This is a genomic window from Veillonella parvula, assembly GCF_040094895.1.
Classification (GTDB): Bacteria; Bacillota; Negativicutes; order Veillonellales; family Veillonellaceae; genus Veillonella; species Veillonella parvula_L.
The window spans coordinates 276,310-296,877 of sequence record NZ_JBBNGV010000002.1 but is presented as its reverse complement, the minus strand read 5'-3'; the positions used below and the strand labels follow the sequence as shown (position 1 = coordinate 296,877).

Genomic DNA, 20,568 nt, shown 5'->3' with positions numbered 1-20,568 from the left:
ATGGCCACCCACCCCACTACGTGGGGCCGCCAAGTCGTTCCTTAAGACCTTATTTCCTGCCAACTCAACCTTGGCAGTACCTACTTAATAGCCCCTCTATAATACATATGTCGAATTGTAGCTATATTTTCTAAAGAAATATGCGAATCAGAACCCCTAATATAGGAAAAGGTGGTGCAAAGCACCACCATTCCCACTCTCCCTATAAAGGGATGACTTGCGCGTTACTCCATATAATGCGCAGGATCATTTGAAAGATATTGAATTGTTGTTCATTTTATTGCGCGTGTGATGGGGAGCAGGGCATATAAAAGATTAAATGTCATAGTGTTTATGTGAGTTCACGGGGTTCTAGGCCCGACTTTGGCCCTGCGAAGGCCGCAGGCCACAGTCAGACCCGGCCAGTGGAGGGCATAGGTCCACGTGAATCACATGTAGCATTAACTCCGGTATATGCCCTATTATCGTTGAACCGAAGTAAAATGAACAACAAGTAAGGAGATATAAAATGATTAAAGACGCATTATATGCAGTAACGCATGGTCAGGATTTATCTTACGACCTTGCTAAAGATACAATGAACAAAATTATGAGCGGTGATGTACCCGAGGTTCCTATGGCTGGGTTCTTATGCGCATTGGCAGCAAAGGGCCCAACTGTAGATGAGGTTACGGCGTTTGCTGAGGTTATGCGTGAGAAGGCTGGTTCTGTACCTCATGAAGGTACAGTTGTAGAAATCGTAGGTACTGGTGGCGATGAAGCGAATACGTTTAATATTTCTACTACGTCTGGGTTCATTATTTCTGCAGCAGGCATTCCCGTAGCAAAACATGGTAACCGCAGTGTATCTAGTAAATGTGGTGCTGCAGACTTGATCGAAGCGTTGGGCGCTAAATTAGAGCTTAATGGTGAACAAAACGAGGCGGTGTTGAACAAAGCGAATATGTGTTTCATGTTTGCGCCAGTGTATCACCAAGCTATGAAATATGCAGGTCCTGTACGTAAATCGTTGGGCGTTCGTACAGTATTTAACATCCTTGGACCCTTGGCAAATCCAGCAGGTGCTACGGTTGAGTTGATGGGCGTTTACGATAAATCTTTAGTAGAACCATTGGCTTGCGTATTGGCTAATCTTGGCGTTAAACGCGGTGCTGTGGTACACGGCTTTGACGGCCTTGATGAGATTACGGCTACCAATAAAACGTACGTATGCGAAATTAATAATGGTACTTTCACAAGCTACGAATTCGATCCTAAGGAATATGGTTTCGAATACGCTGATAAAACCGAGCTTGAAGGTGGCGATGCTACGGTGAATGCTGAGATTACTCGCCGCGTTCTCGGTGGTGAGCAAGGCGGTAAACGCACTGCGGTTGTTCTTAACGCGGGCATGGCGATTTACCTAGCAAAAGACGGCATTACATTGGCAGAGGGCATCGAAGAGGCGAAACATATAATCGATTCTGGTAAGGCGCTTGCGACAATGGAACAGTTTGTGAAAGCAACCCAAGAGGTGTAATCATTGATTTTAGATAAGATTATAGAGGCTACCAAAATTCGGGTAGCCCAAGAAAAACAGGTGGAGTCTCCTGAGGCTGTGAAAGCAGCGGCTTTAGCGTTACCATCTGATACAGGATTTCCTTTTGAAGCAGCCCTTCGTCAGCAAGACTTCAACTTTATTTGCGAAGTAAAGAAGGCATCTCCATCTAAGGGAATCATTGCTGAGGACTTCCCATATTTAGACATCGCTAAAGAATATGAAGTGGCTGGTGCAGCGGCTATCTCTGTATTGACGGAGCCAGACTTCTTTAAAGGCGATAAAAAATATTTGCAAGAAATTGCAAGCACCGTAAAAATTCCCGTGCTTCGCAAGGACTTTATCATCGATGAATACCAAATCTACCAAGCAAAGGTGTGGGGCGCTAGTGCGATCCTATTAATCTGTGCATGCCTCGATGTGCCTACATTAACAAAGTTCCGTGAGCTAGCTGACTCGCTTGGCTTGTCCTCCTTAGTAGAGGCTCATGATGAGCACGAAGTACAAATGGCTATCGATTGCGGTGCCCGCATTATCGGCGTTAACAACCGCAATTTGAAAGACTTTACAGTAGATGTACAAAACAGCGTGCGCTTGCGCAATCTCGTTCAAGACGATGTGATCTTCGTATCTGAAAGCGGTCTTGAAACTCCAGAGGACATCCAAGTCTTGCGCGATAACAATATCGGAGTAGCTTTGATGGGGGAAACCTTCATGCGTTCTCCTAACAAGGTGGAGAAATTAGCATATCTTTATGGTTCAACCTACTACACACCAAAGGTTAAGATGTGCGGAATCTCAAAGGTGGAAACAATCCCTGCTGTAGTAGAAGCAAAACCAGACTACATGGGCCTTGTATTTGCTCCTAGCAAACGACAAGTTACTGTAGACCAAGCTAAAACATTGGTTGAAGCACTACATAAGCAATATACTAAAAGATATAACAATGGTACTGAACAGTCTAATAATGATGAGATTAAAACTGTCGGCGTTTTTGTCAATGAAACGCTAGATAATCTCGTTACAATTGCTAAAGGAATCAATCTTGATGTGGTGCAATTGCATGGCGATGAAGATGAAGCTTTCATCCAATCCTTAAAAGGACGTACTAATGTAGAGATTTGGAAGGCTGTTCAAATCCGTAGTGCTGCAGATGCAGAGGCGTGGATTGATAGCAGTGCGGATATGCTATTATTTGATGCGTACCACAAAGACGAGCGCGGCGGTACAGGCGAAGTATTCGACTGGTCTTGCTTAGACGAGTTTGAACGACCATTTATGCTGGCTGGTGGTATCGATAGCACCAATGTGGCGCGTGCCATTCGTACGGTTCGACCGTACGGCATTGATATCAGTAGTGGTATTGAAACAGATGGCGTGAAAGACGATGAGAAGATTACAGCTTTCACCAACATTGTGAGAACAATAGCAATGCCATAATATGGCGTGCTAGCAGGAATGGAATATAGAAAGGTAAGTTATATGAGTGAACAAAGACATGGTTATTTTGGCTCCTTTGGGGGTCAATTTATGCCAGAAACATTGATGAATGCAGTCATCGAATTGGAAGAGGCGTACAACAAGTACAAAGATGATCCTGATTTCGTACACGAACTTGAGGATTTACATAAAAAATATACAGGTCGTCCATCTCTTTTATACTATGCAGATCGCATGACAAAGGACCTTGGAGGTGCCAAAATCTATTTAAAACGTGAGGACTTAAATCATACTGGTTCTCACAAGTTGAATAACGTAATCGGCCAAATGTTATTGGCAAAACGAATGGGTAAGACTCGTGTTATTGCTGAAACCGGCGCAGGTCAACACGGTGTGGCAACGGCTACTATCGCTGCGTTGATGGGCATGGAATGCGAAGTATACATGGGTGCAGAGGACTGTGAACGTCAAGCACTTAACGTATATCGTATGAAATTACTAGGCGCTAAGGTGCATCCTGTAACAACAGGGACTAGCACATTGAAAGATGCGGTTTCCGAAGCATTGCGCGAATGGACAAATCGCATGTCCGATACGCACTATGTATTGGGCTCTGTTATGGGGGCTCATCCATTCCCTATGATCGTTCGTGACTTCCAATCCATCATCAGCCGTGAAGCGCGTGAGCAAATCCTTGAAGCAGAAGGTAAATTGCCAACAGCTGTTATGGCTTGTGTAGGCGGCGGCTCCAATGCGATGGGCATGTTCTATCACTTCATTCCAGACGAAGGTGTTCGTCTTATCGGTTGTGAAGCGGCAGGTCGTGGCATCGATACAGAAGAACATGCTGCGACAATCGCAAAGGGTTCCGTTGGTATCTTCCACGGCATGAAATCGTACTTCTGCCAAGACGAAGACGGCCAAATTGCTCCAGTATATTCTATCTCTGCAGGTCTCGATTATCCTGGTATCGGCCCTGAACATGCGTACTTGCACGATAGCGGTCGTGCTGAATACGTGCCGGTTACAGATGACGAAGCAGTCGATGCCTTTGAATACTTATCTCGCTTGGAAGGTATTATTCCAGCCATTGAAAGTGCTCATGCGGTGGCACATGCACGTAAAATTGCTCCTACTATGAGCAAGGACGACATCATTATTATTTGTTTATCCGGTCGTGGCGACAAAGACGTGGCGGCTATGGCGAAATACAGAGGGGTGGATCTTCATGAGTAAAATTAAGGACGCTTTCACAAAGGGCAAGGCATTCATCCCGTTCATTAGCGCTGGTGACCACGGTATTGAGAATACAGAACGTTATATTCGTATTATGGTGAAAGCCGGTGCGGACATGGTAGAAATTGGTATTCCTTTCTCTGACCCAACCGCGGAAGGCCCAGTTATTCAAGAAGCAAGCACGCGTGCGCTTTCTACAGGTGTAAAAATCAATGATATCTTTGATATGGTGCGTCGTTTACGTACTGGTGATGATGCGGTGACTATACCGCTCGTATTCATGACCTATTTGAATCCTATTTACGTATTCGGTCGTGAAAAATTCTTTACCCTCTGTGAAGAGGTGGGAATCTCTGGTGTTATCGTGCCAGATATGCCATTTGAAGAAAAAGGCGAGCTCGCTAGTGTGGCTCATAAGCATGGTGTTGAAGTGGTATCCTTAATTGCGCCAACATCTGAAAACCGCATCGAAATGATCGCCAAAGACGCAGAAGGCTTTGTATACTGTGTATCTTCCCTTGGCGTTACAGGCATGCGCAGTGAAATCAAGACGGATATTAAATCCATTGTTGAAACGATTCGCAAATATACGGATATCCCTGTAGCTGTTGGTTTCGGTATTTCCAAGCCAGAACAAGCAGAAGCTATGGCGCGCGTATCCGATGGAGCCATCGTAGGCTCTGCTATCGTTAAAATCGTAGCAGAACATGGCGAACATTCGGATCAAGCGTTGTTTGATTACGTACAATCCATGAAACAAGCTGTTCTAAAGGCTGGCGCATAACATAATAACTCATATAGCCTTGGGAAAAATTATATAGGGGATAACACAAAAGGACGTTATACAATGTATAACGTCCTTTTCATTGGTTGGTTAATTTAGTTTTGTGTTTTTAGGGCTAGTAATATGTATTATGCGCAAGGCTTAGTCATTAGAGGATTCAGAACGTTGATGTTGTTCACTGCGTTTTGCTGTTGCATTTTTATCATGCTTTTCACGTTTAGATATTCTATGTTTTCTGTGCTTTTTCTCTTTTACTTTGTACCATGGATGATCGCTACTATCTACTGTGCCATCATCATTTTTTACCATGCGATGATTTTCACCGATTTTGAAGTGGTAATCTTTGGCTTGGGCTACATTGGCACCAATACCAACTGTTAAGAAGGCACCTAAGCTGGCCAAGGCTATTGCTTTCATTAATTTAGCTTTCATAATTATCTCCTGTATAATTGATTGTACGAATTTTAGTTGTAAGAAATATATCTGTAGTATAGGCATATTTCATGAACAAAAAATGAATCAACTAAGTTGATAAATCATAGTATAATAGGAATATCTATATATATTTATTATCTAAGATTATGGTAGGAGTTTTATGAAACAGAGAGTATACGAAATCCTCTATCGTGAGCTAGTGGAAAACTATGCGAACAGTAAGGGACGTACCAATACAGCCGATTTTTGGCTCACCATAAGTGCTATATCCTTTGTATATGGCTTAATTATATGTATTACAGGTCTTGCAACCTACATACCGTACGGATTTCTTTATGCTGTCTCTATCGGTGGCGGCGTATTATTTGTACTGTCCATCCTGTTATGCTTGCCGAAGATTATGTTAATGGCAAGACGGTTACGAGACTCTAATAATGATCCAATGTTGATGATTTTACTATTGGTTCCTTTTTTAGGCTGGCTTGCATTATTGTATCTGTTCTGTAAGCGCACATCGCCTGTATCTAATGAATCAGAGGAAAAACGTTCCGTATCGGGCCTCTTTATTGTGGACATATTAGTATTAGGATGCCTAGCCACTAGTGCAGGTAGTACAATGATTAATCATAATTTTATGGTAGAAGAGACTGCTTATGGCAATTTGGAACCTAGTTCGTTAACGAAACAAGCCAATCGTCTTTTACAAAGTGAAACGGCTACAACAGAGGGGCGTACTGTGGTAAGTAATTATTATGAAGCCCTCAACAAAAAGGATTATCATAGTGCATATCGTTATTTGAGCGCTCGTGCTATGGAGCGATATGGTACCTTTGAACTATGGGAACAAGCCATGAATAAGGAGGCGGTTCCTAAGGTGAAAGCGATACAGCTTGACTATGTTTCTCAAGACCAAGATGATGATATTGTTGTAAATTATATGGGCTTTACCGTTACCTTTGAAGATAATCTAGAGCCTCTATTAGTTCGTTTGCATAATGAAGGCAAAGGCTGGGGCATTGTTGCTATTGAAGCCGCGGAGGAGGATTAGGTTATGTCAACCATAAATATATATGATTTGAATTATACTGATGCCTTCAAATTAGGTATTAGAAATTATGCTAATTTTAACGGCCGTGTTAGCCGTAGTGAATATTGGCGATTCGTGGCAGGCGTTACACTGATACAAGGATTACTTGGGATTTTAGCTTTACTTTGTAGTACCTTGGGCTTTCCTAATTATGAAACACTTATTGATAATGTTGCTGTAGGGGTATCTCTTTTCTTTATAATTCCCAATATAGCTATCACAGCGCGGCGTATGCATGATATTGGTCGGAGCGGTTGGACACAGCTAATCTCATTTATTCCTGTTATAGGCTTCTTTATATTCCTCGTTTACGAATTGCGTCGTGGCGATGAAAGAGAGAATTCATATGGTGAAAGAACCGGCTATACACCTATTACTCCTGAGGTTAGCAAGGCTACAGGACTAGAAGAGACTCCATCCTGTCGTCAAGATTGGGCGATGGGGATTGCCATCTTTATTATCCAATCTATTATTATTGCTGATATCATTAGAGAGATATTATGGTATGGTATTAATGGGAATGGATACATGTAATAGATACCTGTATTTATTAACAATCTCATTATTTTATTTTATAAAAGTTTAACATCTCCTTTATAGACAATATAACACTTTGTAGTAAAATGAATTTCAGATGAATTTAAAAACTTAGATATTAATAAATAAAGAATATCTTAGTTGTTATATGTGTTAAGTACAGCAGGACATAGTAATCTTTGCTGATTTCTGTTTGTAGCTAGAAGGAGTTTATTATGAAATCTTGTCCCTATTGTGGACATGCAGTATTGAAAACAGATTGTTACTGCCCAGAGTGTGGGCATGTTAGTAGACCACAAATCTCGTTAGATAAATACAATCTAGGCTTGATTGAAAACTTTAAACAATGTTTGGTTTATAAATATGCTGATTTTGATGGTCGTGCAAGTCGTAGTGAATATTGGCATTTCTTGTTAGTCTATCAATTGTTGTTTGTGGCCATTCTATTTACTTGTGCTTTTTTGAGCTATATTAGCCCACTATCTAGCGTAGTAGGCGTAGGTTTTGGTTTGGTCATCCTTGTCCTTTTGTCCGTGATTATGGTTATTCCTGGCGTGGCTGTTTCAGTGCGACGTCTACACGATCAAGGCCGCTCAGGGGGACTCGTATTTATTGGATTCATCCCTGTAATAGGGACTATTATCCTGTTGATCCTTATGGCTCTGCCTGGTGAAAGCCAATCAAATCGCTTTGGCCCCCCTAACGGTCAAGTAGTTGTAACAAAACAAATGGCCCGTGAATTAGGTCTTATTGATACTACGCCATCTATGGGACTAACTGCAGGACTATTCTGCGCTATCTTTGTACTCTGGTTCTTGGTAGATAAACTACTTATGACTAGTGCGATGTAGTTTATGATGTATCCTATAATGAAATATAAAGCATAGGTTATTCCCAAAATATATAGACATTGATTTTCAAAATCGTCAACAGTAATGATATAATATTTTCAAGAAGAATTTATTTGTTATTTATAGAGGAGAGAAGATTATGACTGATTTGTCTATCAAAAATCTTTCGTATGTAGATAATTTTAAACATACGATTATGGGTAATTATGCTAATTTCAAAGGTCGTGCAAGTCGCAGTGAATATTGGCGTTTCTATGGTATCACAATTGTTATTGCTGGTATCTTCAATGTATTGAGTGCTCTTGTAATGGATACTGCGCTAGCAAGTGTTGTAGGTCTTATTTCTATAGTATATAATCTTGCAATTCTATTGCCTTCCATTGGTCTTGCTGCTCGTCGTTTACATGACATTGGTAAAAGTGGTTGGATGCTTTTGATTAGCTTGATTCCATTTGGTATTATCTATGTTATTTATCTACTCGCTCAAAAGGGTGATGAAGGTGATAACCAATACGGATCTCCAATGAGCTATGAAGTAATTACTGCTGAAGAAGCCGCTCGCACTGGTCTTAAAGAAACTCCAACTGACGACATGGATCGTAAATTCATGTACGTGTGCATTGCAATTATTATTCTTGAATTAATTCTCATGAGTGCAATCTAATAATTGTATATACAATAAAGCCTACGTAAGTAGGCTTTTTCTTTTGCTTAATAGGGGATGTAGGTTCTGTTAAATTTAGAAATGAAGTATTTGACAATTTCCCCGTTTGAGTCCTATAATTATCTATTATATGAATATTGCGTTGAAAAAGACGGCATGTCTCAGACGGATTTAGTAGAGACCAAACTCATGGGCTGAAAGGTTTGGAAATCTAGAGATTTGCGGATCACTTTGGAGCAAGCGGTAATGCCGCCGGTGAACACCGTTATATGTTTAAGTGGCTTTCACAATATGAGAGATGAGTTGCGTCTTATGTGTTACAATCATGTGCTAGCATGGTGTGACAATCGCAGAAATGCGGTGACGCTAGCTTTCACAAGTAACGAGAGTCAGTAGGGTGGTACCACGGATATGACGTCCGTCCCTTCGGGGGCGGGCGATTTTTTTATGTAAAAGGAGCAACAGCATGGATTACGGTAAGACGTTACATTTGCCTGAAACAGAATTCCCAATGCGCGGCAATTTGCCTAAGCGCGAACCAGAAATCTTAAAATTCTGGGAAGATAACAAGATTTATCAAAAACGTTTGGAGTTGCGTAAAGACGCAAAACCTTTCATTTTGCATGATGGCCCTCCATATGCGAACGGTAAATTGCATATCGGTCATGCCCTCAACAAAACGTTGAAGGACATCATCATGAAATATAAAACAATGACTGGTCATTATACTCGCTACATCCCTGGTTGGGATACACATGGTTTACCAATCGAGCATGCGGTTATTAAAAACACTGGTCTTAACCGTCATGAAATGGCTCCATTGGACTTGCGCAATAAATGTAAGGAATATGCATTAGAATGCGTAGAAACACAAAAACAAGATTTCATTCGTTTTGGTGTATTAGGCGAATGGGACCGTCCGTATTTGACATTGCGTCCTGAGTTCGAAGTTAAACAACTTGGCATCTTCGGCGAAATGGCAAAACGCGGTCACATCTATAAAGGTCTTAAAACTGTATACTGGTGTACGCACTGCGAAACTGCATTGGCAGAGGCAGAAATCGAATATGCTGAGAAAAAATCCTTCTCCATTTACGTAAAATTCCCTTACGTATCCGAGAAAAAGGTCACATTGCCAGCTGGCGTAGATTCAAAACAAGCATACTCTGTTATTTGGACAACTACTCCTTGGACAATGCCTGCCAACGTAGCTATTTCCGTTAACCCTGAGCTTGAATATGGCTGGGTAAAAGTAGGCGACGAATACTACTTGATGGCTACTGAACTTGTTGACGCAGCTATGAAAGATATTGGTATCGAAAACTACGAAATCGTAAACCGCTTCTCTGGGGCAGACTTAGAATTAGCTGAATTTAAACATCCATTCGTAGAACGTACATCCACTGTATTATGCGGTGACCATGTAACACTTGAAGCTGGTACTGGTTGCGTACATACAGCGCCTGCACACGGTGAAGACGACTTTAACATCGTTATGCGTTATAACAAGGAAGGTAAAACTAATCTTCCTATCATTTCTCTTGTTAACGAAACTGGTAACTACACTAAACAAGTAGACGACAACCGTTATGGCGATACTGAATTCCCATTGGCTGGCGTAGAAATTCACGATGCAGAAGTGCCTGTAATCAAAATCTTGGCGCATAATAATGCATTGCTTCACAAATCCAGCTTGCGTCACCAATACGCTCATTGCTGGCGTTGTAAAAATCCTGTCATCTATCGCGCTACAGAACAATGGTTCTCCTCTGTAGATGGGTACCGTCAACAAGCGCTTGATGCAATCGATAACCAAGTGCAATGGATTCCTAAATGGGGCCACGACCGCATTTTCAACATGGTTCGCGACCGCGGTGACTGGGTAATTTCTCGTCAACGTATTTGGGGCGTGCCAATTCCTATTTACTATTGTGAAAGCTGCGGCGAGCACATCATCAACGATGATACTATCAAAGCATTACAAGAAAAAGTAGCTGTAGAGGGCTCTGATGCTTGGTGGGCTCATAGTGCAAAAGAATTGTTACCAGAAGGTTTCAAATGTCCTCATTGCGGTCATGATGAGTTCAAAAAAGAAACAGACATCATGGACGTATGGTTCGACTCTGGTTCTTCTTGGGCTGGCGTGCTCGAAGTAAACGATCTTGATGTACCATGTGCTATGTACCTTGAAGGTTCTGACCAACATCGCGGTTGGTTCAACTCTTCCTTGCTGACTGCAGTAGCCACAACAGGTAAAGCACCGTACAACTCCGTATTGACTCACGGTTTTGTTGTGGACGGTGAAGGTCGCAAAATGTCTAAATCTGTAGGTAATACAGTGGCTCCAAGTGATATCATCGACGTATACGGCGCTGACGTTATGCGTCTGTGGGTATCTTCTGCGGATTACCAAGCAGACGTACGTTTGTCCAAAGACATCGTAAAACAATTATCCGAAGTATACCGTAAGATCCGTAATACATTCCGCTTCTTGCTCGGCAACTTGGATGACTTCAATCCAAATACTGATAAAGTGGCTTACGCAGATATGTCCGAATTCGATAAATGGGCATTGTTGCGCTTAGAAGAAGTGCGTCAAAAGGTTACTGATGCGTACGAAAATTATGAATTCCACATGTTATACCATGCAATTCATAACTTCTGCACCGTAGACTTGAGCTCCATCTATCTTGATGTAATGAAAGATACTATGTATGCTGAAAGCAAAAACAACGTAGCTCGTCGTTCCGCTCAAACGGCTATGTATGAAATCTTGAAAACATTGGTAGCTATGGTATCTCCAGTGCTTTCCTTTACAGCAGAAGAAGTTTGGAAATACATGCCTAAAGAAGAGGGTATGCGCGAATCCGTTATGCTTCAAGATTGGCCACAAGGTCATCCTGAACACTTCAACCAAGAATTGGCTGACAAATGGAACCAATTGTTAGACTTGCGTACATCCGTACAAAAAGCTTTGGAACTTGCGCGTCAAGACAAAACAATTGGTCACCCATTGGATGCATCCGTTACGGTATACGCTGAAGGCGCTGCATTTGATGCATTGAATGCTCTTGGTGAAGAAGGCTTGGCTAAACTCGTTATCGTATCCGAAGCTCACATCGTGAACGGCGCTGCACCGGCAGAGGCTGTAAAAGACGAAGAAACAGGCGTAGCGACAGTTGTTGTTGCCTCTGGTCTCGAAAAATGTGAACGCTGTTGGATCCACCGCGATACAGTAGGTCAAGATAGTGAACATCCTACACTCTGTGCACGCTGTGCCAGCGTTGTAAAAACACTATAATAAAAGTGCTGTCATAAGACTACTATAATAAAAACGCTGTAGTAAAAATCTATAATTAAAATAATTCTATTATCAAGATTATAGGAATTATCAAAAAAAGACCATCCTGTTGAACTTCACTTCCCAAAATTGTGTCCAATTTTGGGGGAGCAGCTCACTGGGGATGGTCTTTTTATGTTTGTAAATCCTTTGGCACTGTTAATTGTTTCCAATTATCTAGCTCAGGAATTTCCAAGGTATTTATTGTTTTTTGAATCCAATAGTTTAAGGACACTTCGTTCCCCACATATTGTTCGAATAAGTAGGTCTTACCAGGCGTGTCTTGTTGGTTTCCATCTTCATCGATGGTGTGATGGGCAGATTCTTTTAGATAGAGCTGCACTCTAAATGGGGTCGACTGATTGCCTTTAAAAATAAAATAGGATGGGCCCACAAAGTCATGGGTGCGAATATTAATTTGTTCGTACTTTTTCTCTTTCAACCCTTGCAATGCAGCTTGAATCATAGCGTTTGCATCGTCGTATTCCTCTAGTAAGAATGGCTGTTGATCCACATCGAGCACGTAATGCCAGGTCGGCTTTTCTTCGTTCTTTTCGATAGTCCAATTATCTTTGAGGGTAGGCAATTGATGATTATCGTAAAGCTCTTTCAATAGGTTTATGGTATTTTCTTTGTCGTAAATGGACTTGTAGATAATTTCATGTCCTTCTGTTGGATCATAACCGTGCAGTCTTACTTGATAGTGATCTCGTAGCATCCGCGTTACATCGAGCTTGAAGATATTACGCAACGTATCTGGAACGGATAGGAAACGATTGTAAAAGCTGAGCTTCATTTCTTCTTGTGAGTCTAAGGCTGTTTCGATGGTTTGCCAGTCGTACAAGGTCGTATCCCACATGAAGTCGTCCATAGTTACAGATAAACGGGCCGCATCTTGAGGCCAGGCGGCAGGTGCAGGGCGCACCGTAGTAGTGGATTCGGCAAGGCCTTCTTTGTATTGCCAGTGACCATCAACCTCTTCAAAGGCTGCTAATCGTTCTTCTGCTTCGTCATCGATGGGAATATCTTTTATTTCTGGATCCAAATTGGCTTTGTGAGACAAGATATATTGATGGGATTGCTCGTAATAGGATACGGCTTGATCTAAATCTGGTTTGCCTGTTACATAGCCTTTTTCGTAGGCATAGCCCAAGGCAACACGTGTTAAAGCGCGCGTAATATCGTAGAAAAGAACGCGATTTTCCTCTTCGAAGGCGCGTTGTTCCTCATCTAAGACACGCAGTAGCGATTGTACACCGAAGCGAATGTTTTTCGTCACCCCTAAACCGTGGATTCGCATATAACCGATATAGGGCAAGGCGAACATAAAACGATCTTTTGTGGATGCCATATGTGTTAAGTCTGCTATGAGCCCCCAGTCGAGAGGCAGGTGGCCTATGTGAAAGATATATCCAAAGGCCGCCTGTAAGGCGGTGTAGCCCGCATCACTAAACTCTTTCGTTGCCGCACGGCGGTAGAGACCTATGGCTTTTACCGGATTGTAGGGGATAGTACAACGTAAATTTTTGGCATCATAGAAATGATAGTAATAATCCGCTAATTCTGCGATGCTTTCAGATTGACCTAAGGCGGCACCTTTAGTGAACCACGTGAAAGCATCCTCGAATTTACCGTTTTCATGGCAGTCGAGGCCTGTATATAGCATCATGGCAGGGTTGCCAAGTTCGGCCGCAGTCTTGGCGACGCGGCGCGCATTGGAAAAGTCAGCTTCGTCGATATAGATATTGCGCAAGTTTCCTTGGAACATGGCAAGACCGTTGTCGAGAGCCTTATTAAACCATTCTTTCGCCAGGTTAGATGCATTTTTTTGCAATTTTTCGTCTGGCACGGTGCCTTGTAAGGCGGCGATACGATCCTGTACAGAGTTTGCTGTAAGGCTTCTTTGCATGCGTTTAGTCCAGCTCATGGGCGGAGGTGTTAGCATAGCTTCAGCGGAGCCGATGCGATTATCATCGCGCCAGAAAAAGACATTGCCTATAACATATTGGCAATAGGCATCGCCTCGATTCGCATGGTCATAGACAATGCGGAAAGCATCGTCGAAGGAGATTTGCATATCCTTCTCTACGGTGGGCGTGATGGAGCCTTTGATACGCAAGGCTTGTAATGTACCGATAGGGCTACAACGGCGAATGCTATCGTGTAAGCACTGATAAGTGCGCATATTGTCCTCTGGGAAGTTAGACTCTTCCCAGGTAAAGCGAGGCCCTGCATAGACACGTGCCAAGAGTGCATAGGCATCACCTAGCTCTCTAGCCTCTGGATCGTTGGCTATTTTGAGAGCATCCTCTTTATTATCTATGTCACTTTCAAGAAGGGTGGTCATATCGTTCCGCAAGGCGCGATGATCAGTTTGTACTGCACCTTGCTGATTGTTGACGATGAGCTCTAACTGACGTAAGCCTTCTTGAGCCATTTTTTGATTATACGATGTAAAAATCATGTGGAAGACCTTTTGCAGGCGTTCCGTAAAGTACTGTGCCATTAGGCCTCCTTTTATACGATAGAATACATATTTATTATATAACGAACGTTAGGTACCGTAAAAGAGGCAATGCTAGTATAACTGTATGTCTTCTATTGATATATATTGATATCGTTTAGCTGTTCTCACAATATACTAGCTTATTTCTAATATGCCTGTATTTATACAATTTAATAGGGAAGCTTCAGTATGTGTTGTATTTAAGCGTAAAAAATCCCCTCTGAAGAAGATCTGTTGTCACAAATTTTATGTGATGGTGAAATCTTTCAGAGGGGTTATATGTATCCAAGTTCGTAGGAATACATATTATTTTTTGTTGTAATCGCCAAACCATTTGTTGTAGATTTTTTGGTAAGTGCCGTCTTCTTTAAGTTCTTTAAGAGCTTTGTTAACAGCTTCTTGTAAAGCTTTGTTGCCTTTCTTCACGCCAAGAACTGTGCCTGGGGATTTAGTAGGTTCACCTACGAGTTTAAGATCTTGATCAGCGCCTTGTTTTAGGTAATACATAGCAACTGCGTTATCGATGATAGCACCATCGATTGTACCGGCTTTCAATTCCATAAAGATATTAGCGTTGGAATCGATTTGTTTTACTGTTGTGTTAGGAATTTTTTGAGCCATTTCAACAGGGATTGTGCCGATTTGAACACCTACAGTTTTGCCTGCTAGTTCGTCCATGTTGTGGATTGTAGTGTTGTCTTTACGAACAACTGTAATGAAACCGCCTTGGTCGAAGTACACATCGGAGAAGTCCAATACTTTTTCGCGTTCAGGAGTAGCGTTGATACCTGCAGCAATCATGTCGATATCGCCAGATTGAACAGCTGGAATCAAAGCATCGAAGCCCATGGATTTGAATTCCATTTTTAGGCCGATTTTTTTAGAAATTGCTTCGGACAAATCAACGTCGAAACCAACGTATTTGTCGCCTTCAGTGAATTCAAACGGTGGAAATGTAGTTTCAGAACCTACACGCAATACGCCTTCTTGTTGTGTCATTTTAGGCTTGTCGTTGCCACAACCAGCCAATAAACCCATTGCTGCTACCGCTACGAGGGCGATGGCTGTCAATTTTTTGAACTTAAACATAGTGTCCTCCTCAAACATCCATATACATGATTTATACATTTCTGTTTATATTGTACGGAATTTTACACCAATAGGCAATAACATTGTATAATTAAGAGTACATGAGTTTCATATTTAAAAATGGATTTCATTTAACATTGTTTAAATCCATCGATTTGCACACATTTTTGATTATATCTATTGGAGGCGCTATGAACCTTATGCATACATTTTCCGATCTTTGTAAAAGCTTCGCACCAGATGCTTTTGCGGTGAATTATACATTAGCTAAAAACCCTGAGATTTCTAGTCAAGAATTCGAGTCCGTCAAAACCATTGGTGCTGTTCTCGAAAAACATGGCATGGACGTAACCTATGAATTCTGTAATTTACCGACTGCCTTCAAGGCCTCTGTTGTGAAAGTAGATAACCCTCAAGGTCGTTTAGCGATACTTTGTGAATACGATGCACTGCCAGAGGTAGGCCATGCGTGCGGTCATTCCGCCAGTGGTTCTATGAGCGTGTTGGCTACATTGACACTACATAAAATGCAAGAAGAGGGCGCAGCTTTCAACATGGATATCGATATTATCGGCACACCAGACGAAGAAGCGATGGGGTGTAAGGTAGATATGTGCAAAGCAGGGGTGTTTAAAGAATACGATTTTGCCATCATGGTGCATCTCGACGGCGAGGAAACACGGCCTAATTCACAATTTTTGGCACTCGATTGCTTCCGCGCTAAGTATCATGGTAAGCCAGCCCATGCAGCCGGAGAGCCTTGGAATGGCATAAATGCGGTAAATGGTGTGCAACTCGCTATCCATGCTATGGATATGATGCGCCAACAAGTGCGCCCTGAAACGCGCGTCGGCACATGGATCATTGCTGGAGGTACCGCATCCAATGTAATTCCTGCCTTCGGTGAATTAGAGGTTACCGTGCGTCATACGGAGCGTGAGTACTTGAATGGTTTATCTGAGCAAATCAAAAAAATCTTTGAAGGGGCGGCCCTTTGTACAGCTACAACTGTGGATGTAGAGTTTTATGGCAATCCGTATGATGATATGAACCAAAATCACCGTGGCACAAAGCTTATCGAAGAGGTAATGGCCGACATGGGCCTCGATTTTGAACCTGGTCCGGCAGCCCTCGGAGGTAGTTCAGATATTGGCAATGTAAGCTATCAATGTGCAGCACTCCATCCTAAATTGCGCCTCGCTGGCGAGCCGAAGGTGTGCCATTCTAAAGAATTTGCCGGTGCCATGTTAGAACCTACCATTGAACAAACTATTATCGATGGTGCTACTATTATAGGAGGTTCCTTATTGCGATTAGTTGAGGACCCAACAGTCTTAGAAGAAATTGTAGCCGAATTTAACGCATCCATAGGGTAATGCTTGAGCTTATTAATTTGTTAGATACCATAAGGGAGGCAGTATGACCTCAAAAGAAACATTAACTATAAAAAATTATATAGGTCTAGTTGGAGATAAGCCCATTCGATTCATCGCATCCGATGTAGATGGCACCTTGGTAAACGATGCAAAGGCGATTCCTGAGGATGCCATTGAGGCGATTCGTGCAGCTCGTGAAAGTGGGATTCGGGTAGCCATTGCTTCTGGCCGTGCTTGGAATGAGATGAATGATGTCATCGAAAAACTGCCTTGCTTGCGCTATTTTATGTGCACCAATGGTGCTTACGTGATGGACAAGGATGAAAACCGAAGTCTATTCCACGTAAATTTTGATAAAGAACAAGCTCTACACTTGTTACACAAACTATTAACCTATGGCGTTTATGTAGAGGCCTATGTGAAAGACCAAATCTTTGGCATGTATCCACCCTCTAGATGTATTACACCTGAACGATTAGGGGCGTGTGCTTGTGAACTAAGTAACAGTAATAAAAAGACGATACATGGCATCATGGATAATCATCTGCCTAATACTATAGAGTGTCAGGTTTCTAGTACATTTTATTCTCAGGCGCCTAGTACATTACACACCCACCTGCCAGGAGCAACGTACGATCACTATGCATTAGCGGAAGGCAACGAAGCAGTAAAAATAAATTTGTCTGAATGTGAAATAGAGCAATCTAATTTCTTCTTTAGACCTAATATTCGTCCATTTATCTTGGCTACGCGGACCATGGTATGTGATTTATTAGCTCATATGAAAGCCTTAGAGGAAGGACCTGAGAAAATTCAAATCTTCTACGGTGACGAGCCGATGCGTCAGCGTATCTTGCAAGACTTACGAGATGAATACCAAGGTCTGTCCCACGATGGTACAGGTCGTGAACGTTTCTATGATGTGCTGCTATCTAGTGAAGGCAATTTAGAGTTTGTATTGCCTCACACTACAAAGGGCACTGCTGTAGAAGCCTTGGCAAAACATTGGGGCTTAAGTCCTGATGAGGTAATGACACTGGGGGATAGTGAAAACGACCTATCTATGCTACGCTTTGCGGGCGCTGGTGTAGCCATGGGCAATAGCAAGCCGAACATTAAAGAAGCGGCACGATACGAAACGACAGACAATAACCACCAAGGCGTGGCAAAAGCAATCTATTCTGCTATTGCGTATAATAGTGAATTAAATAAGAAAAAACAATTATAATAGCTGTTCTTGTATTGAAATATTTTGAATATATTCTTGAGCTAGCGTGATGTTTGTGATCTTATATATTTAAAATATGAATTCTACTACTTAAAAGTAGATAATGTTAAGTTAGGCATAGATAAAGAATGCATAGGAGGTGATGTATAATGGGAAATCTAAAGTTTAATATTGATGACACTTGCGTTAAATGTGGTGCTTGTGCTGAGGATTGTCCTGTTCAATGCATCACCGAAGGGAAGACTCGATTTATCATTGGGAAAGGTTGTATCAGTTGTGGCGACTGCTATTCCATCTGTCCCGTGGGGGCTGTAAAAATGTATAAACGAGAGGCTCCTAAAAAGTGATAGCCAGATATCTTTCGGTATTGTTAGCAAATTGACTTATATACGGAAAGCTCCTAAAGCGTGATAGATAGAAATCCGAACATTATAAAGTTATTTATAATTTACATACGGAATATATGGAGTCGTTATACTTCCTATGGTATAATATAATGTAATGAAAAATTAGCGTTTAGCTCGGAAAAACGCGCCCCCAGTACAGAAATGTATGGGCATAATAAATAGTGAATATACTTTCACAAATAGATGCATATGGAGGAAGGCATGGAAAACAAGGAATTTGTAATTGTTGTTGACTTTGGTGGTCAATATAACCAATTGATCGCGCGCCGTGTTCGTGAAAATCACGTATACTGCGAAGTATATCCATACAACAAAGCGCTGGAAAAAATTAAGGAATTGAAACCGCAAGGTATCATCTTTACAGGCGGTCCTAACAGCGTGTATGAAGAAAACTCTCCAAAAATTGAGAAAGAGATTTTTGAACTTGGTATTCCTATTCTTGGCATGTGCTATGGTATGCAATTTATGGCGCATACATTGGGTGGCGAAGTTAAATCTGCGGACAATCGTGAATTTGGTAAAACACCTACTAAAGTGGACACTACATCTCCATTGTTCAAAGGCTTGGAAGGAGACCAAGTTGTTTGGATGTCTCACGTTGACTATGTAGCAAAGGTTCCTGAAGGCTTTGAAATTGTAGCACATACTAAAGATTGCCCTGTTGCATCCATGCAAAATAAAGAACGCAAATTATATGCTATGCAATACCATGCAGAAGTGTTGCACACTGAGCACGGCAAAGAAATGCTTCACAACTTCTTGTACGAAGTATGTGGCTTCACAGGCACATGGACAATGGCAAACTATGCTAAAACTGCTATTGAAGACATCCGTAACACTGTAGGCGATGGCAAAGTATTATTGGCATTGTCTGGCGGTGTAGATAGCTCTGTTGCAGCAGCTCTTATTTCTAAAGCTGTAGGTGACCAATTGACTTGTATCTTCGTTGACCATGGTTTAATGCGTAAAAACGAAGGTGACGAAGTAGAGGCAGCTTTCAAAGATTCCGGTATGCATTTCATCCGTGTCGATGCAGAAAAACGTTTCTTAGATAAATTGGCTGGTCTTGAAGATCCAGAAGCAAAACGTAAAGCTATCGGCGAAGAATTCATCCGTGTATTCGAAGACGAAGGTCGTAAAATCGGTTCCGTTGATTTCTTGGCGCAAGGTACAATTTATCCTGACGTTATTGAGTCCGGTACTGGTGAAGCAGAAGTTATCAAATCTCACCACAACGTAGGTGGCTTGCCTGCAGTTGTAGACTTTAAAGGCCTTATCGAACCATTGCGCAACCTCTTCAAAGACGAAGTACGTGAACTTGGCTCTGAATTAGGTTTGGCTGACTACCTCGTATGGCGTCAACCCTTCCCGGGTCCTGGTCTTGCTATTCGCGTAATGGGAGAAATCACGAAAGACAAACTCGACATCTTGCGTGATGCGGACTACATCTTCCGTGACGAAATTGCAAAAGCTGGCCTTGATCGCAGCATCAACCAATATTTTGCAGTATTAACATCTACACGTACCGTAGGCGTTATGGGGGACTTCCGTACATACGATTACACACTGGCATTGCGTGGCGTAACGACAACAGACTTCATGACTGCTGACTGGGCACGCATCCCTTACGACGTATTGGATACAATCTCCCGCCGTATCGTAAACGAAGTACAACATATCAACCGTATCGTGTACGATATTACATCTAAACCACCTGCTACAATTGAGTGGGAATAAAATAAACAAAAAAACCATTGATTAAAATTAATTAATCAATGGTTTTTTTATTAGTAGATAATATAAAGCTCTTGAATAAAGTTGGATTAAGTCATAAAATGAGAATAAGATTAAGTTGTTATAATATGATGAATGATTTTTATATACATTAAACTGGTAGAGTAAGAGTGTTAAGTTAATAAAAATAAAGATTTGTAAATTGGTTATTTACTATTTTACTTGGATAATAGACTAATTCTGATTGCTATTTCTGAATATGTCTTTAGAAAATAATTATGTATTGTTAATTATCAATTTTAATTTAAGGATGTAAT

At 41.7% G+C, this 20,568-nt stretch carries 16 protein-coding genes; 13 read left to right on the top strand and 3 right to left on the bottom strand.

Going from position 1 to position 20,568, the window contains the following annotated elements:
* Positions 1 to 508 precede the first annotated feature (508 nt).
* The 4 genes from trpD to trpA are packed head-to-tail and all read left to right on the top strand — an operon-like array spanning position 509 to position 4,997.
* Positions 509 to 1,519, top strand: coding sequence for an anthranilate phosphoribosyltransferase (gene trpD, locus AAAT26_RS05330; RefSeq protein ID WP_221741469.1), 1,011 nt, complete (start codon positions 509 to 511; stop codon positions 1,517 to 1,519).
* Between the two features lie 3 nt (positions 1,520 to 1,522).
* Complete coding sequence (gene trpCF / locus AAAT26_RS05325; RefSeq protein WP_221741467.1) at positions 1,523 to 2,977, top strand: bifunctional indole-3-glycerol-phosphate synthase TrpC/phosphoribosylanthranilate isomerase TrpF; 1,455 nt, start codon at positions 1,523 to 1,525, stop codon at positions 2,975 to 2,977.
* Between the two features lie 42 nt (positions 2,978 to 3,019).
* Positions 3,020 to 4,213 (top strand): tryptophan synthase subunit beta, encoded by a 1,194-nt coding sequence (trpB, locus tag AAAT26_RS05320; RefSeq protein WP_021147632.1) that lies wholly within the window; start codon positions 3,020 to 3,022, stop codon positions 4,211 to 4,213.
* The gene (gene trpA / locus AAAT26_RS05315; RefSeq protein ID WP_349208969.1) at positions 4,206 to 4,997 is read left to right on the top strand and encodes a tryptophan synthase subunit alpha; all 792 of its coding nucleotides are present in this window, start codon (positions 4,206 to 4,208) and stop codon (positions 4,995 to 4,997) included. The genes trpB and trpA overlap by 8 nt, the downstream gene beginning before the upstream one ends.
* A 141-nt stretch (positions 4,998 to 5,138) precedes the next feature.
* Here the strand turns inward: trpA and AAAT26_RS05310 are convergent, their stop codons facing one another.
* Positions 5,139 to 5,429 (bottom strand): hypothetical protein, encoded by a 291-nt coding sequence (locus tag AAAT26_RS05310; RefSeq protein WP_349208968.1) that lies wholly within the window; start codon positions 5,427 to 5,429, stop codon positions 5,139 to 5,141.
* Positions 5,430 to 5,592: 163 nt separating this feature from the next.
* Between AAAT26_RS05310 and AAAT26_RS05305 the strand changes: the two genes are divergently transcribed.
* The 5 genes from AAAT26_RS05305 to ileS all read left to right on the top strand — a co-directional run bounded on the left by AAAT26_RS05305 (position 5,593) and on the right by ileS (position 11,872).
* Positions 5,593 to 6,480, top strand: a complete 888-nt coding sequence (locus AAAT26_RS05305; protein WP_349208967.1) for a DUF805 domain-containing protein — start codon at positions 5,593 to 5,595, stop codon at positions 6,478 to 6,480.
* Positions 6,481 to 6,483: 3 nt separating this feature from the next.
* On the top strand, positions 6,484 to 7,053 hold the full coding sequence (locus tag AAAT26_RS05300; RefSeq protein WP_221741454.1) for a DUF805 domain-containing protein: 570 nt from the start codon (positions 6,484 to 6,486) through the stop codon (positions 7,051 to 7,053).
* 218 nt (positions 7,054 to 7,271) lie between these two features.
* The gene (locus AAAT26_RS05295) at positions 7,272 to 7,907 is read left to right on the top strand and encodes a DUF805 domain-containing protein (RefSeq protein WP_155086444.1); all 636 of its coding nucleotides are present in this window, start codon (positions 7,272 to 7,274) and stop codon (positions 7,905 to 7,907) included.
* A gap of 139 nt (positions 7,908 to 8,046) precedes the next feature.
* Positions 8,047 to 8,571, top strand: coding sequence for a DUF805 domain-containing protein (locus tag AAAT26_RS05290; RefSeq protein WP_024061335.1), 525 nt, complete (start codon positions 8,047 to 8,049; stop codon positions 8,569 to 8,571).
* A gap of 466 nt (positions 8,572 to 9,037) precedes the next feature.
* Positions 9,038 to 11,872, top strand: coding sequence for an isoleucine--tRNA ligase (gene ileS, locus AAAT26_RS05285; protein ID WP_349208966.1), 2,835 nt, complete (start codon positions 9,038 to 9,040; stop codon positions 11,870 to 11,872).
* 172 nt (positions 11,873 to 12,044) lie between these two features.
* Here ileS and AAAT26_RS05280 read toward each other — a convergent pair whose 3' ends face one another.
* Together AAAT26_RS05280 and AAAT26_RS05275 are read right to left on the bottom strand one after the other, a co-directional pair.
* Entirely contained in the window at positions 12,045 to 14,417 is a 2,373-nt protein-coding gene (locus AAAT26_RS05280; protein ID WP_349208965.1) for a tetratricopeptide repeat protein, read from the bottom strand.
* Positions 14,418 to 14,723: 306 nt separating this feature from the next.
* The gene (locus AAAT26_RS05275) at positions 14,724 to 15,506 is read right to left on the bottom strand and encodes a basic amino acid ABC transporter substrate-binding protein (protein ID WP_349208964.1); all 783 of its coding nucleotides are present in this window, start codon (positions 15,504 to 15,506) and stop codon (positions 14,724 to 14,726) included.
* A 191-nt stretch (positions 15,507 to 15,697) separates the two neighbouring features.
* Here AAAT26_RS05275 and AAAT26_RS05270 point away from each other — a divergent pair, with 191 nt between their 5' ends.
* The 4 genes from AAAT26_RS05270 to guaA all read left to right on the top strand — a co-directional run bounded on the left by AAAT26_RS05270 (position 15,698) and on the right by guaA (position 20,254).
* Positions 15,698 to 16,882, top strand: coding sequence for an amidohydrolase (locus tag AAAT26_RS05270; RefSeq protein WP_349208963.1), 1,185 nt, complete (start codon positions 15,698 to 15,700; stop codon positions 16,880 to 16,882).
* Between the two features lie 43 nt (positions 16,883 to 16,925).
* Positions 16,926 to 18,110 carry an HAD hydrolase family protein gene (locus AAAT26_RS05265; RefSeq protein ID WP_349208962.1) on the top strand — a complete coding sequence of 395 codons (1,185 nt, stop codon included), beginning with the start codon at positions 16,926 to 16,928 and terminating at the stop codon, positions 18,108 to 18,110.
* 149 nt (positions 18,111 to 18,259) lie between these two features.
* Positions 18,260 to 18,457 (top strand): 4Fe-4S dicluster domain-containing protein, encoded by a 198-nt coding sequence (locus AAAT26_RS05260; RefSeq protein WP_008715202.1) that lies wholly within the window; start codon positions 18,260 to 18,262, stop codon positions 18,455 to 18,457.
* A gap of 261 nt (positions 18,458 to 18,718) precedes the next feature.
* On the top strand, positions 18,719 to 20,254 hold the full coding sequence (guaA, locus tag AAAT26_RS05255; RefSeq protein WP_349208961.1) for a glutamine-hydrolyzing GMP synthase: 1,536 nt from the start codon (positions 18,719 to 18,721) through the stop codon (positions 20,252 to 20,254).
* The last annotated feature ends 314 nt before the right edge of the window (positions 20,255 to 20,568 follow it).

Bases quoted from the DNA above. Each gene is read 5' to 3' on its own strand.
- trpD (WP_221741469.1), top strand. From the start codon at position 509: ATGATTAAAGACGCATTATATGCAGTAACGCATGGTCAGGATTTATCT.
- trpB (WP_021147632.1), top strand. From the start codon at position 3,020: ATGAGTGAACAAAGACATGGTTATTTTGGCTCCTTTGGGGGTCAATTT.
- trpA (WP_349208969.1), top strand. From the start codon at position 4,206: ATGAGTAAAATTAAGGACGCTTTCACAAAGGGCAAGGCATTCATCCCG.
- AAAT26_RS05310 (WP_349208968.1), bottom strand. From the start codon at position 5,429: ATGAAAGCTAAATTAATGAAAGCAATAGCCTTGGCCAGCTTAGGTGCC.
- AAAT26_RS05305 (WP_349208967.1), top strand. From the start codon at position 5,593: ATGAAACAGAGAGTATACGAAATCCTCTATCGTGAGCTAGTGGAAAAC.
- AAAT26_RS05300 (WP_221741454.1), top strand. From the start codon at position 6,484: ATGTCAACCATAAATATATATGATTTGAATTATACTGATGCCTTCAAA.
- AAAT26_RS05295 (WP_155086444.1), top strand. From the start codon at position 7,272: ATGAAATCTTGTCCCTATTGTGGACATGCAGTATTGAAAACAGATTGT.
- AAAT26_RS05290 (WP_024061335.1), top strand. From the start codon at position 8,047: ATGACTGATTTGTCTATCAAAAATCTTTCGTATGTAGATAATTTTAAA.
- ileS (WP_349208966.1), top strand. From the start codon at position 9,038: ATGGATTACGGTAAGACGTTACATTTGCCTGAAACAGAATTCCCAATG.
- AAAT26_RS05280 (WP_349208965.1), bottom strand. From the start codon at position 14,417: ATGGCACAGTACTTTACGGAACGCCTGCAAAAGGTCTTCCACATGATT.
- AAAT26_RS05275 (WP_349208964.1), bottom strand. From the start codon at position 15,506: ATGTTTAAGTTCAAAAAATTGACAGCCATCGCCCTCGTAGCGGTAGCA.
- AAAT26_RS05270 (WP_349208963.1), top strand. From the start codon at position 15,698: ATGAACCTTATGCATACATTTTCCGATCTTTGTAAAAGCTTCGCACCA.
- AAAT26_RS05265 (WP_349208962.1), top strand. From the start codon at position 16,926: ATGACCTCAAAAGAAACATTAACTATAAAAAATTATATAGGTCTAGTT.
- AAAT26_RS05260 (WP_008715202.1), top strand. From the start codon at position 18,260: ATGGGAAATCTAAAGTTTAATATTGATGACACTTGCGTTAAATGTGGT.
- guaA (WP_349208961.1), top strand. From the start codon at position 18,719: ATGGAAAACAAGGAATTTGTAATTGTTGTTGACTTTGGTGGTCAATAT.